Origin of the sequence: Sedimentisphaera salicampi, from assembly GCF_002117005.1 — a bacterium.
GTDB lineage: Bacteria > Planctomycetota > Phycisphaerae > Sedimentisphaerales > Sedimentisphaeraceae > Sedimentisphaera > Sedimentisphaera salicampi.
Map to the genome: position 1 here is coordinate 3132640 of NZ_CP021023.1, position 13194 is coordinate 3145833.

15 protein-coding genes are annotated in these 13194 nt (G+C 42.6%); 4 read left to right on the top strand and 11 right to left on the bottom strand.

Annotated features, from left to right (window positions below):
* The first annotated feature begins 8 nt into the window (after positions 1 to 8).
* Genes STSP1_RS12055 through STSP1_RS12065 form a run of 3 tightly spaced genes read left to right on the top strand, consistent with a single transcriptional unit; the run spans position 9 to position 2495 of the window.
* Positions 9 to 947 carry a DNA adenine methylase gene (locus STSP1_RS12055; RefSeq protein WP_085756577.1) on the top strand — a complete coding sequence of 313 codons (939 nt, stop codon included), beginning with the start codon at positions 9 to 11 and terminating at the stop codon, positions 945 to 947.
* A gap of 2 nt (positions 948 to 949) precedes the next feature.
* Entirely contained in the window at positions 950 to 1717 is a 768-nt protein-coding gene (locus STSP1_RS12060) for a type II restriction enzyme (RefSeq protein ID WP_085756578.1), read from the top strand.
* Entirely contained in the window at positions 1707 to 2495 is a 789-nt protein-coding gene (locus STSP1_RS12065) for a TRM11 family SAM-dependent methyltransferase (protein ID WP_085756579.1), read from the top strand. The genes STSP1_RS12060 and STSP1_RS12065 overlap by 11 nt, the downstream gene beginning before the upstream one ends.
* 3 nt (positions 2496 to 2498) lie before the next feature.
* On the opposite strand, the gene STSP1_RS12070 is transcribed toward STSP1_RS12065, so the two are convergent.
* Positions 2499 to 2732, bottom strand: coding sequence for a hypothetical protein (locus tag STSP1_RS12070; protein ID WP_085756580.1), 234 nt, complete (start codon positions 2730 to 2732; stop codon positions 2499 to 2501).
* 198 nt (positions 2733 to 2930) lie between these two features.
* On the opposite strand from STSP1_RS12070, the gene STSP1_RS12075 reads away from it, so the two are divergent.
* Positions 2931 to 3926, top strand: coding sequence for a glycosyltransferase family 2 protein (locus STSP1_RS12075; RefSeq protein ID WP_085756581.1), 996 nt, complete (start codon positions 2931 to 2933; stop codon positions 3924 to 3926).
* 21 nt (positions 3927 to 3947) lie between these two features.
* On the opposite strand, the gene amrS is transcribed toward STSP1_RS12075, so the two are convergent.
* The 10 genes from amrS to STSP1_RS12125 all read right to left on the bottom strand — a co-directional run bounded on the left by amrS (position 3948) and on the right by STSP1_RS12125 (position 13091).
* Entirely contained in the window at positions 3948 to 4958 is a 1011-nt protein-coding gene (amrS, locus tag STSP1_RS12080) for an AmmeMemoRadiSam system radical SAM enzyme (protein WP_085756582.1), read from the bottom strand.
* Between the two features lie 6 nt (positions 4959 to 4964).
* Positions 4965 to 5459: an NYN domain-containing protein gene (locus tag STSP1_RS12085; RefSeq protein WP_085756583.1), complete on the bottom strand. Its 495-nt coding sequence runs from the start codon at positions 5457 to 5459 to the stop codon at positions 4965 to 4967.
* Between the two features lie 2 nt (positions 5460 to 5461).
* Positions 5462 to 6775 carry a dihydroorotase gene (locus STSP1_RS12090; protein ID WP_085756584.1) on the bottom strand — a complete coding sequence of 438 codons (1314 nt, stop codon included), beginning with the start codon at positions 6773 to 6775 and terminating at the stop codon, positions 5462 to 5464.
* A 33-nt stretch (positions 6776 to 6808) separates the two neighbouring features.
* Complete coding sequence (locus tag STSP1_RS12095; protein WP_085756585.1) at positions 6809 to 7744, bottom strand: aspartate carbamoyltransferase catalytic subunit; 936 nt, start codon at positions 7742 to 7744, stop codon at positions 6809 to 6811.
* Between the two features lie 34 nt (positions 7745 to 7778).
* A complete protein-coding gene (pyrR, locus tag STSP1_RS12100; protein WP_085756586.1) occupies positions 7779 to 8315 on the bottom strand; it encodes a bifunctional pyr operon transcriptional regulator/uracil phosphoribosyltransferase PyrR in 537 nt (178 codons plus the stop codon).
* Between the two features lie 12 nt (positions 8316 to 8327).
* Complete coding sequence (rnc, locus tag STSP1_RS12105) at positions 8328 to 9104, bottom strand: ribonuclease III (protein ID WP_085756587.1); 777 nt, start codon at positions 9102 to 9104, stop codon at positions 8328 to 8330.
* Between the two features lie 128 nt (positions 9105 to 9232).
* Positions 9233 to 10327, bottom strand: a complete 1095-nt coding sequence (locus STSP1_RS12110; RefSeq protein ID WP_123807048.1) for an NADH:flavin oxidoreductase — start codon at positions 10325 to 10327, stop codon at positions 9233 to 9235.
* 37 nt (positions 10328 to 10364) lie between these two features.
* Positions 10365 to 11012 (bottom strand): response regulator, encoded by a 648-nt coding sequence (locus tag STSP1_RS12115; protein ID WP_085756589.1) that lies wholly within the window; start codon positions 11010 to 11012, stop codon positions 10365 to 10367.
* Entirely contained in the window at positions 11005 to 12660 is a 1656-nt protein-coding gene (locus STSP1_RS12120) for a sensor histidine kinase (RefSeq protein WP_085756590.1), read from the bottom strand. The genes STSP1_RS12115 and STSP1_RS12120 overlap by 8 nt, the downstream gene beginning before the upstream one ends.
* Before the next feature lie 137 nt (positions 12661 to 12797).
* Entirely contained in the window at positions 12798 to 13091 is a 294-nt protein-coding gene (locus tag STSP1_RS12125) for a hypothetical protein (protein ID WP_085756591.1), read from the bottom strand.
* Positions 13092 to 13194: the final 103 nt, after the last annotated feature.

Here is a 13194-nt window from a genome sequence, read left to right on the forward strand (position 1 = left end):
GAGAATATATGGGACATTTAGCCGTTGAAAATTCTAATTTAGAAATTATTAAAAAAAAAGCTAAGCCTTTTTTGAAGTGGGCTGGAGGAAAAAGGAAACTTGTTCCTGAAATTGAAGCCAGACTCCCAAGTAATTTTAATTCTCTGAATTTTTCAAAGTATGCTGAACCATTTTTGGGTGGAGGAGCATTTTTTTTTCATCTAGTTCAAGAATATGATTTCATAGAAAAATCAATCTTGGTTGATTCGAATCCTGACCTTATAAATTGTTTTGAAGCGATAAAAACAGATTTTAACAAGTTGATTGAATATTTAGAATCAATGAAAAATGAGTATCTTTCATCAGATGAAGAGGGTAGGCGACATTATTTTTTGAAAATTAGGTCTGAGTATAACAAAGCTAAATTAAATAGTCATTCTACTCTAACCGCAGCTCAAATGCTTTTTTTGAACAGGACATGCTTTAACGGTCTCTACAGGCTTAATAAAAAAGGTGAATTTAATGTCCCGCACGGTAAATATAAATCCCCAAGCATTTATGATAAAGAGAATTATATGTTAGTTTCCAATTTGTTGCAGAATGCTGAGTTGATTTTAGGAGATTTTCAAGATTGTATCAGCTATCTTGACGAGGAGACTTTGGTTTATTTGGATCCTCCCTACAGGCCTATTAGCAATACCGCTTCTTTTACCTCTTATTCTAAAGGTTCATTTGCAGAAAAAGATCAGGTTAGACTTGCTGATTTCTGCAGAGAATTAGACCAAAAAGGTGTCAAATTCATTTTAAGCAATTCTGATCCCAAAAATGAAGAGCCAAACGATAATTTCTTTGAAAAATATTTTGATCTTTTTAAGATTGAAAGGGTTAAGGCAAATAGAGCTATCAATTGTAAGGGCTCTAAAAGAGGAGCTATTAATGAGCTGATAATTACAAATATTGAGGAATGAAAATGGCTAGCAGTGCTGCTTGGAATAAAATTTTTGAAAAGTATAATATATTCTCCCATGATTTCGATAAATCTCCGTTTATAATTAACGCAACAGAAATAAAGACAGCCTGTCAAGATTTTACTCGAACGACTGATAAAGAAGTTCGAATTTTATGTAAGCAAGACTCCAGAGAATTGAGGCCGCAATGTTTTAAGGATTTAGGACTTTTTTTGCTTCCTATAAAAAATGGGGAATATGCTATAATGAAGGGGGAAGGGTATATTGATATACCTGAAATTTCAGAAGAAAAAAATGAATATATCTCTAAACTAGATTTTAAGCTTGAAAGCTCACTTATTGGCAACTCTGAAATGCAACATTTAGATTATGCATATGCCTGTAGTCTTATTAGAACTTTTGCTGAAGACGATACATTGGTTCTAACTATCCGTGGTCGAAAGTATACTCCTCGGTTTACTTTTAGAGTTAATAATAAGCCTATAGAAGTTAAAGGAGTTCAAACAGAAGTAGATGCAGGATATGAAGGACAGGATCAGATTGTATTGATAGAGGCGAAGAATAGTCGTATTACAAATACAATCATAAGGCAGTTGTATTATCCGTTTAAAAAGTGGACAGAAGAAACTTCTAAGACAGTAACAACTTTATTTTTTGAAAAAGAAAATGATGAATATAAACTTTGGCAATTTGGTTTTGCCGATAAGAATGATTATAATAGTATATATTTAATTAAAAGTAGGCGTTACATTATTAAAGATGACCTATAATAGTGATAAAAATCTTGAAGTTACTACTGTATGGTCTTTTCCTGAGAGAGGCAGTTGGGCTACTCACAGTTCTAATTTCCGTGGAAATTTTGCCCCTCAAATTCCGAGAAATATTATGGAAATGTTTTCCCAGCCGGGAGATTATATTTTAGATCCTATGGTTGGCGGAGGTACTACGGCAATTGAAGCCAAAATGCTTGCGAGAAATATTTTGGCTTCAGATATCAATCCTAATTTTATAAATAAAGTTAATAATGTTATGGGTTTTGAAGGAGCTAAGGTATATTCTGACTTAAAGGTGGCTGACGCACGTTGTTTGTCTCATATTCCCAACCAAAGCATAGATTTAGTTATAACTCATCCACCATACTTAAACATAATAAAATATTCTGATGGAAATATTCCGGAGGACTTGTCAAATATTGGTTCATTGCCTAAATTTACTGCCCAGATTAGGTTGGTTGCTAAAGAACTTTACAGAGTTTTAAAAGGAGATAAATTTTGTGCCGTGTTAATTGGCGATACAAGAAAAGGCAGGCATTATGTACCTTTAGCTTTTAATGTAATGCTGGCATTCCTCAAGGAAGACTTTATCTTGAAAGAGGATATTGTTAAAGTGCAGCACAATTGCAAAATGACTAACCGTTGGGGATGGAAAGCCAAAAGAGATAAGTTTTACCTCATAATGCACGAGCATCTCTTCGTTTTCAGGAAGCCCAGAGCTGATGAAAATATAAGCAGACTTAAGCAAAGTACCAAAAATATTTATCAGCAGTAGGTTTTATTCTTCAAGCATATCGCCTATGTATTGAAGTACTTCAGCAAGCTCATATTTATTGATTTTTCCTCCCATCATAATGGTCATCAAGCTTTTAACCCTCCCCTTGGCCTCCTCAGCCTCGTCAGGGTTGATAGCGAAGTCATAGTCATGGACCGCAGGAAAATAAATCTCGTTTCTGTTGTCGTCAATTGTTAGTTTAGAAGCTAGTCTCAGCAAATTAGTTGAATCGTTCATCTTATTCTCCAAAATTTAAATATTTCACTTAATACGTATGATCTTTATACATCCTTTTAGATCTAATTTCAATAACTTTTTTAAATTTTTGTGATTTTTTTTTATATGATAAGCGGTTTATGGATAAAATCTTTAGTTTTGTTAGAATTAGTTATTATTTTATTTGCTGATTTAGGTTAATTCCTTGGGAGAATATTGATGTCGGAGAGTCTTGATATATCAGTGATAGTGCCTGTATTTAATGAACGGGATAACATACAGCCCCTTCATGATCAGATAGCTGCTGCCATGAAAACCGGCAGTGTTGAATACAGCTATGAGATAATCTTCGTAAACGATGGAAGCTGGGACGGCACAGCGGAAGTTCTTGCGGGGATATTTCAAAACGATCCAAACGTTACGGTGGTGAATTTCCGCCGTAATTTCGGCCAGACAGCTGCGATGCAGGCTGGATTTGAGCGGGCCCGCGGGGAGGTTATAATCCCGATGGACGGCGATCTCCAGAACGACCCCGCAGACATCCCCGCCCTTATGGAAAAGCTGGATGAAGGCTACGATATCGTGAGCGGCTGGCGAAAATCCCGCAAGGACAGGGCTTTCACCCGCCGGCTCCCTTCAATGCTCGCCAATTACATTATCCGCAGGATTACCAACGTTGGAATCCACGACTTCGGCTGCACAATGAAGGCATACCGCAGGGAGGTGATAAGCCAAACGAAGCTCTATGGCGAAACGCACCGCTTCATCCCCGCTGTTGCTCAGTGGCTCGGGGCGAAGGTAGGCGAGATCGTAGTAAACCACCGTCCTCGCAAAGCCGGCAAAACGAAATACAACCTCTCACGAACATATAAAGTTGTGCTGGATTTGATTACGGTTTCGTTCATGAACAGCTATTCAACCAAGCCGCTCTATGTTTTCGGCAGATTCAGCATATACAGCGGGCTTGCAGCAGGATTTTCTTTTGCCGTTATGGTATACCAGAAGATTGTTAGCGGCTATTCAATAAACCGAAACCCGCTTTTAATTCTCGGCACGATCCTGACTATCGCCGCCCTTCAGCTTATAATGATGGGGCTGCTCGCTGAGCTGATGGTTCGAACGTATCACGAATCGCAGAACCGCCCAACTTACGCCGTACGAAGCATACTTTCCCACAGGGAAGAGCTCAAGACGCAACCTGAACCAAAGCAGTAAAGCAGGCGATACAGAATTCGTTTATTCGAAAACTCCCGGGATTTCTGCACCGCAGAGTTCGCATTTGCCTTTAATAACTCCATCCGGATCTGCTGAGAATCCCGAGCGGGAGATTATCAGCTTTCCGCAGTTGTGGCAGTAGGTGTTAGAATCGAGCATTACATTTCCGGGATATACATACTTCAGCCCCGTATCTCTCGCAATCTCGCAGGCCTTTTGGATTCGTTCAGGCGTTTGGGCGGGCGTGTCCTTCATCTCTGCACACGGATAGAATGCCGATAGATGCAGTGGAACAAATTCAGATACCTCGCCCGCTATGAATTCCGCTATAGAGTGTATTTCCTCGTCGCTGTCGTTCAGCCCGGGTATCAGCAGGGTGGTAAGCTCGATCCAAATGCCGAGATTGAGTGCGAGTTTGATGCTTTCTTTTACTGGTGCAAGCGTTGCTGAGCAGAAATCACGGTAAAAATCTTCCGTGTTCGCTTTGAGGTCAATGTTTGCCGCATCCAGCCATCCTGACGCCTTCTCCCAAACCTGCGGCTTCATATAACCGTTAGTAACGAAAACGTTTTTCAGCCCCTTTTCTCTTGCGGCAAGAGCAGTATCTTCAGCAAGCTCATAAAAAATTGTTGGCTCGGTGTATGTGTATGAAATGCTTTTGCAATTGTGCTTAATTGCGGACTCGGCTATATCTTCAGGGCAAACTTTGCTTGTCCTCTCCAGAAGCTGCTGGTTTATTTGGCTTATCTGCCAGTTTTGGCAGAATTTGCACCTGAAATTGCACCCGGGAGCGCAAATGGAAAAGCTTGAGGTTGAAGGGAGGAAGTGGTTCAGGGGTTTCTTTTCAATCTTATCTGCGTTTGCAGAGCAGAGGCAGTGGTAGTTCAGGGTTTTGAGTTCACCGTCTTGATTCTGCCGAACTCCGCAAAAGCCCACTCCGCCCGGTTTTATTACGCATTCCCGGCTGCACAGCTCACATTTTACAGTGCTCTCTTGCTTTTGATCCCAGAAACGTGCTCTTTCATATTTCATAAAGTCCTACTCATCAATACCAAAATAATCTAACCACTGATCCACTTCGCAGGGGTCTATGCCTTTGCGTTTGGCTTCCGGCTCTTTTTTCTTGGGCGGTTTGCGGTTGATATCCTCAACCAGATCAAGCCAGAAATCGTTGCTCAGCTTTATCAAAGCCTTGCTTCGCCTTGCAGCATCTCGCACCTGCCTGTCATTAGAAACCACCACAAGGCTTGATGGCCCCGAGTCGTCTTCTATATCCTCCACAAGAAAATCGTCTGCCTCGTAATCTTCGCCCGAAAATAAAACCTCAACATTGCTCAGGCAGTTATAGAAGCTTTTATCAATCGGGCCTGTACCGTCAAAATAAAGCACAGCCCTTTCATTTCGTTTTACAAGATAGCTCTCCAGAGCCTTGCAAAGCAAATCTGCGGCGTGGTGCACCTCAAAGCCGGCCAGCTGCTCGCCGGAATTTTTCATCGCAAATACAAGGTTATGGCCGTCTATCAAATACCTCAATATCAATTCCTCTCTGAGCTGTATCTAACTTCTCCGCCAACGATAGTACAGCTTACCCTCCCTTTCACATTCCATCCATGGAATGGGCAGTTGCGGGCTTTCGAAATGAATTTATTTACATCAATCTGCCATTTTTCTTCGGGGTCGAATATTGTTACATCTCCCCATTTACCTTTTGTAAATGAGCCTTTGGTGTCGTTAATCCCGAGTATTTCAGCAGGCCTGCACGTGAGCATGGCAATAAGCTCAGACCACTCAATTATTCCATCTTCTATCAGAGCCTTCTCAAACAAAGGTAAAGCGCTCTCAAGCCCGATAATTCCGAAAGGAGCATATAAAAATTCGAGCTCCTTTTCGCTCTGCAGATGCGGGGCGTGGTCGGTTATCAGTGCATCAATTACGCCTTCTTTAACCGCTTCTTTTAAGGCTGCAATATCTTCTTCTGTCCTGAGCGGAGGATTCATCTTGTAATTAGTATCGTACTCAGCCACTGTTTGTTCATTCAGAAGCAGGTGGTGCGGGGTAACCTCGCAGGTAACCGGAATACCTTCCTGTTTGGCTCTTCTGATTATATCAACAGAGCCTTTCGTAGATATGTGCTGGGCATGATATTTAGTTTTAATGCTTTTATTGAGCTGTATATCCCGCCAGAGCATAAGCTCTTCAGCCAGAGGGCTCATTCCGGGAAGACCGAGCAGTGTTGAATTGAAGCCCGCATTTATCACCCCATTCCCCGCAAGCGAATTGTCCTGACAGTGCTGGCTCACAACAAGTCCGAACATACTTGCATATTTCAGGGCTTTACGCATTACTGAGGCATCCTGCAAGCCAGTGCCGTCGTCGGTAAAGCCAACTGCTCCTGCTCCTGCCATAAGCCCCATTTCTGAAAGCTCCACTCCTTTGCGGTCTTTTGTGAGAGCGCCCATCGCGTAAACGTGGGTTTTCCTCGTCTGACGTCCCATTCTGTGCACAAACTCTATGCTCGTTTCGTCCTGAATGGTCGGGTCTGTATTCGGCATACAAACCACGGACGTATAACCGCCCGCCACAGCTGCATGTGAGCCGCTTCTGATCGTTTCCTCTTCTTCGTCTCCCGGTTCGCGGAAGTGTACGTGCATATCGATAAACCCGGGGCAGACAATTTTACCCGAAGCGTCTATCACTTTTTCTTCAGGCAGCTCTTTATGCGGTTTTCCAACTTCGCAAATCTTGCCTGCCTCAATCAGAACATCGCAAACCGAATCGATCTCATTCAGCGGATCGATGACCCTGCCGTTTTTTATAAGTAGCTCGTTTGTATTTATTTTATTGCCCATAAGTTTTCCCGCTGAAGCAAGTTTAGCTTTTGATTATTCCGGTGCTCTGCTCACAAGGAACAAAACCGCCATTCGCACGGCAATCCCGTTTGTAACCTGTTTTAGGATGAGGCTGTTCGCCCCGTCTGCCACAGAGCTTTCTATTTCCATCCCTCGGTTCATCGGCCCGGGGTGCATCACAGCGATATTGTCCTTCGCTCTTTTCATCCGCTGTTCGGTGAGACCGAAGAGCCTTGTGTATTCCCTTTTAGAAGGGAAGGGGTTGCTTGAGAGCCTTTCAAACTGAACCCGGAGCATATTAACCACATCAAGCGATTCGATAACATCATCAAAACTGTTTGAAACCTTCACCGGCAGATCGCCTATCGGAGGCATCAGCGTGGGAGGGCCTATCAGCGTTACCTCAGCCCCGAGCTTTGTCATAGCATAGACATTGCTCCTTGCAACTCTCGAATTGGCAATATCGCCCACAATCCCAATTTTCAGTCCGTCAAGGCTGCCGAATTTTTCCCTGATTGTGTACACATCAAGAAGGGCCTGAGTGGGGTGTTCATGGAAGCCGTCGCCTGCATTTACTACGCAGGCATCAATGCTTCTGCTCAAAAGCTTGGGCGTGCCTCCGGCATTGTGCCTTATTACTACTAAATCAACACCCATCGCCTCGAGATTTCTCGCTGTATCAAGAAGGGTTTCGCCCTTGCTCAGAGCGCTTGATTTTTTTGTAAATTCTATAACATCTGCGCTCAGCCTTCTGGATGCAAGGGTGAAGCTGTTCCTCGTTCTCGTGCTGTCTTCAAAGAACATATTAACAACTACCTTACCCCTCAGAACAGGCGTCTTTTTTATGCTCCTTTTATTTACCTCTGCAAAGGATTTTGCAGTATCCAGGATAAGCTCTATCTCTTCTCTGCTCAATTCCCGCAGACCGAGAAGGTGCTTCCTTGTCCACTCGATTTTTCCTTCTGCCATCAAACCGCTCCGGTATTTTTTTCTTTCTCGGTAATTATTTGCTGTCTATGAATATGCCGTCTTTCCCTTCAACTTCCCTGAACTTTACAGTCAGAAGTTCATCTTCTGCGAGATTGTCGAAATAATCGCCGACAAAATCCGCCTGAATCGGAAACTCTCTTCCTCCTCTGTCCAGCAGAACGGCAAGCATAATCTTTGCAGGCCTGCCGAATTCTACCACTGCATCCATTGCAGCCCTGCAGGAACGTCCGGTATGCAGCACATCATCTGCAAGTATTATTATCTTGTGGTTTATATCGAAGTTTATCTCTGTTACCCCAACCACAGGCACTGCCTTAGGCCCCCTGATTGTGATGTCATCTCTGTAGAAAGTTATGTCGATTGAGCCAAATTCCACATCACCGCCCAGTTTTTTGTTGAGCGAATCGGCCAGACGTCTTGCAACTATTACGCCCTTGTTTCTTATCCCGAGAATTCCGATTTTGGATTTATCAAAACCCCGGTTTTTGATCTGCTCGGCCATATTTTCAATAGCAGATTCAACTTTTTCTCCGCCGTAAATTTTTTTCATAGCAAAAATTTCCTAATCACATTCAGCCGCTTTGCACTGTTTTTTGCTGCTTGAAGTGTATTTTTCTGTCATTTCATTCTTTACCTGCCCGTCGGAATGAGAATCCTCTTCAATCAGGTTTAAATTGTCAAGAGCATTGTAAGCTGCCTTTTGTTCAGCTTCCTTTTTGTTCATCCCCCAGCCTTTACCGAGGCTCTTTTTATCCCACAGGGCTTCTGCCTGAAAACATTTGTGGTGCTCCGGGCCTTGTTCATCAACTATTTCATAAACGGGCGCTTCGCCGTGTTTTTTCTGGAAATACTGCTGGAGCACCGATTTGTAATTGCCCTGATGCTGGCTCTCCGCAGCTTCAATTATATAAGGTTTGAAAAGCCCTAAAACCAGTTCTGTTGTCTGCTTGAGGCCGCTGTCTAAATAAACTGCAGCTATAAGAGCCTCCAGCACTCCGGCAGCTATTGAACCGCTCAGCGACCCGAACTTTTCAGCGCCTTTGCCCACCTTGATATGTTCGTTCAGCTTAAGCGGCTCAGCTATTTTCGAGCAAACCTTGCGTGAAACAACCAGACCTTTAATCTTTGTAAGCTCGCCTTCGCTGTAGTCCGGGTATGAATTGTATATAAATTCGCAAATTATCAAATCTAAAACGGCATCACCGAAGAATTCGAGCCGTTCATTGCTCAGAGATCTTTCTGAAACACTTGAAGTGTGTGTGAGGGCTTTATCAAGAAGGCTCTCATCTTTGAACTGGTAGCCTATTGCATTCTGCAGAGCTGAAATGTCGCCGGCCATAGTAAATTCTTAAAATCCGAATAATCTCAAAACTGTTTATGTTAAAAATGATCTTTGAATATAAGACTAACACTTTTCAGAAAAATATCAAAAACCATTTACTCCAAATGTCCGGTTTGCAAGTGATGCTATCTGCCTGATTCAGTAAGTATGCATCTTGTCCCGTGTGCAGACCAGCACTTATTGCAGCTTATGCACATAGGTCTGTAGTTGGGATATTTAGACCATCTTTTCACCAGATCGTGCTCGCAGGTAAACGGCCTGCTCATAGCAAAGAAGCCCACTTCAGTTTCATTAAGAGCCTTCTGCATCCATTCAAAATCACGGTGCCCGCCTACAGAGATTACATCACTTTCAACAGCACCCGCTGTTTTTGCGGCTTCAGTAAAGAAGTAAGACTCATCTTCTTTCCCTCTTATTGGTCTTATGGGCCTGAGCCTTTCCGGCGAGCCCGCCATTGCTCCGCTAACCTCAATAGCATCAAGCCCCTTTTCCGAGAGTCTTGAGCATACTGAAAGAGATTCTTCAAAAGTGAGGCCGGGGTCTTCGCCGTTGAAGTCGTCGCAATTGATTTTTATGAATATTGGGAAATCTCCGCAAAGCTCTCTGGCCTGCTCGTAGGTTTCGTAAATTATTCTTGCACGGTTTTTAACAGCTCCCCCGTATGAATCGCTTCTGCGGTTGTAGTATGGGCTCAGGAATTTGCTGAACAGATACCCGTGCGCGCAGTGCAGCTGAACGGCATCAAATCCGCTCTTTTTGGCCCTCAGACATGCCTGAGCAAAAGCATTCTCAACCTTTTTTATATCCTCGCAGGTCATTTCTTCCGGCGTAACCCTATACATCTTATCCTGCACAGCGGAAGGCCCGAGAACCCTTCTTTTCCTTGCACGGAATTTAGATTGAGAGCTGCCTCCAGCAAGCTGAACGGCAATTTTCGCCCCCTCAGCTCTAACCTTTTCAGTAAGTTTCTGGTAGCTGTCGATAAAGCAGTCGTCGTACATCCCGATCATTCTAGGTGCCGCAAGGTCGTCCTCCATAACACGTGCAAAACCGGTTATAATCATACCAATCCCGCCGCTGGCGAAATCTGTATATAGATTTTCAAGCTTCTCGGTAGGGTAGCCGTGCTCGTCTGCCATATTCTCCCATGTAGCAGAACGCACGAGCCTGTTTGAAACTTCTATTCCGCCAAGTGTTGTTGTTTCTAAAAGTTTTTTCATAAATATCAAATAGGCATTAGCTTTTCGAAAGTTCAATCTAAACTTCAGCAATACCTTGTTTTATAGCAAACCTTACCAGCCCTGCGCTGGAATCTATCCCAAGCATTTTCATAATTCGATACTTGTGAAATTCTACCGTTCTCGAGGAAATGTTCAAATCTGAAGCGATTTCTTTTGCGCTTTTGCCGTGGGAGAGAAGCTGTAGGATTTCTTTCTGCCTTTTTGTCAGATCATCAGCGGTAAAATCATCAGCAGAAGGCTGAGATTCATCAATCTTCTTCTGTATTGACGGGCTGATGTAGATGCCTCCTGCAAACGCAAGAGATATCGCCTGGGCAAGTTCATCAGGTGCTGAGCTTTTAACCACAAATCCTGATGCACCTGCATCTATAGCTCTTCTTGCATAAGCCGGCTCGTCGTGCATCGTAAGAAACACTACTTTGATCTCAGAATTTTTCTTTTTAAGTTCCTTCAGAGCATCGATACCGTTAAGATTTGGCATACTGATATCTGCCACAATAAGCTCGGGCTTGAGCTCAGTAGCCATCTTCACCATTTCTACGCCGTCTTTGGCAATGCCCACCAAATCGTAAGACTCTTCAAGAATCTCTACAAGCCCTCTGGCAACAATGAAATGGTCATCCGCTAAAAGTATCCTTTTTCTTTTTGTGTTTTCCTCAGTCATTTACAGGTATCTCCAAATTAATAACTGTTCCGCTGCCTGGTTTAGAATTAATATCCAATTTTCCGCCAGTGAGTCTGGCTCTTTCTTTCATACTAATCAATCCCAGAGATTCCTTCGTTTTTCTCAAATCTATTTCAAAGCCTATTCCGTCATCTTCTACTGAAACTTCAATAGAATCATCTTTTCTCTCTAAAAGCACGTCAACGCATTCTGCCTTCGAATGCCGTACGACATTTCGAAGAGCTTCCTGCACAATACGAAAAACTGCAAGAGCTTTATCACTGTCTATATCTTCAAAAGAACCTTTGTCTATTACCTCAATATCGAGTTCTCTCTTTTCCTTAACCAGCGAAACCTCTGATCTTATTGCTGCAACAAGACCGAGATCGTCCAGCAGAGAAGGATGGATATGTCTTGAGAGCTTCCTGATATCTTCGGAAAGCTCAAGTATATCCGTCTTGACAGCACTTATCTTATCAATTATAGCAGTACTGGAATTTTCTGCTAACATTTTTTCCAGTTTATTAATTTCTATCGCCGCTACAGCAAGCCTTTGGGTGAACTCATCGTGCATTTCCCTTGCCAGATACCGCCTTTGAGATTCGTTTGAATTTATCAGTCTTGCGTTTAAATCCTGCAGTTCAGACTTGCTTTTTCTCAGGCTTTCCTCCCTTGCTCTGAGCTCCTGCTCGGCAATTTTCTGCTGGTGGATGTCTCTGCAAGTTCCCAGAACTCTTGAGGGGGTATCGTCCTGATCGAATTCTACTACCTTGCCCCTTGTCAGCAGCCAGCGGTATTCCCCGTCTGCCTTGAGCATCCTGTATTCAATGTTAAACAATTTTTCTTTATTAACAGATTCAATGAACGTTTGCTGGAAGGAGTCTTTGTCTTCCGGATGGACAAGCTCGATCCATTTCTCGAACGTTTCTTTTAAAGAGAAAGGCTTATACCCCAGCATTTTGTACCACTGACTGCTGAAGGTGATTTCATCTCTGCTCAAATCGTAATCAAAAACCGCATCGTTCAAAGATTCCATTGTGAGCTTGTAGAGCTCCTGCTGCTTATTGAGTTTTTCCTCAATTTTTTTGCGTTTGTCTATATCTGAACATACACCCAGTATCCGCTCGGGCTTTCCGCTGTGATTGTAGCTTACTGTCCTTGCTCGAATGTGTACCCATTTTTCGCGGCCCTCTTTAACCACTCTGTATTCCATTGAGCAGCCGTCTATCATGCCCGTGAGCATATCTGAGAAAAGGTTTGCAAGCTTTTGTTTGTCCGAAGAATGTGCAGACTGAACCACATCGTCGAGCCGGTAGGTATATTTGTTTTCCTCGTTCGGTATCATATTTTTGCTCACTGAATAAAGCAAAAATTGTTCGTTCTCAACATCCACCTCAAATATATCGTCGTTCAGGCTTCTCAGAACAGTTTGATACCTCAGCTCGCCGTATTTAACCTTGTTGCGAAGGGCAGAGAGCTTTCTCCGGTGAAGAGTTATCAGCAGGATGCAAGCAGCAATCAAGACGCTTGTCAGGATAATTATCAGCCAGAAAAATAAAGACTGAGATATTGCGGCTGAGCCAAGACTGGAACTTGAAATCTTCAGCCAATTATTAAAGAAATAAGCAGTTTTTTCAAATGCAAACAAAATATACTCGTCTATTCAGCTTGAATATACAATTACCAAACCATCAGCATGGATTCTAACGTATTTTTTCTTGATAACAAGAAATAAAAAGATTTTGCTCTTTTTTTATAACTGGTTTTATTACATTTGTTCAGCTGCTATTCCAAAAACTTGGCTCTCTTTGGTTTCTTGTCATTCAGTTTGCAGGTGATTCTTGCGTGCAGATGGGCAAGAGAAATGAAAGAGAGGATGTTAAAAAAACAGGCTGCTGAATAAATCATTGCGAACTTAACCGAAGTTATCTTCCTTGCAAATATATACGCCGGCACAAAAACCAGGATGCCGGCTGCAAAACCTGGAAGGCTGAGCCAGTAAAGAATGAGTTTTAGTGCAATCAAAACCAAAACCCAACGTGAAATTACTGTTAATGTTTTTCGTTCTTTCTCTTCCATAAATATTTTCCTGTCTCAGAAATTTACACTACACAAGCAATTATTCAAGTACATTCTATTTTCGAACATAGATTTTCCTTGCTGCATTTAAGATAAATAAAAT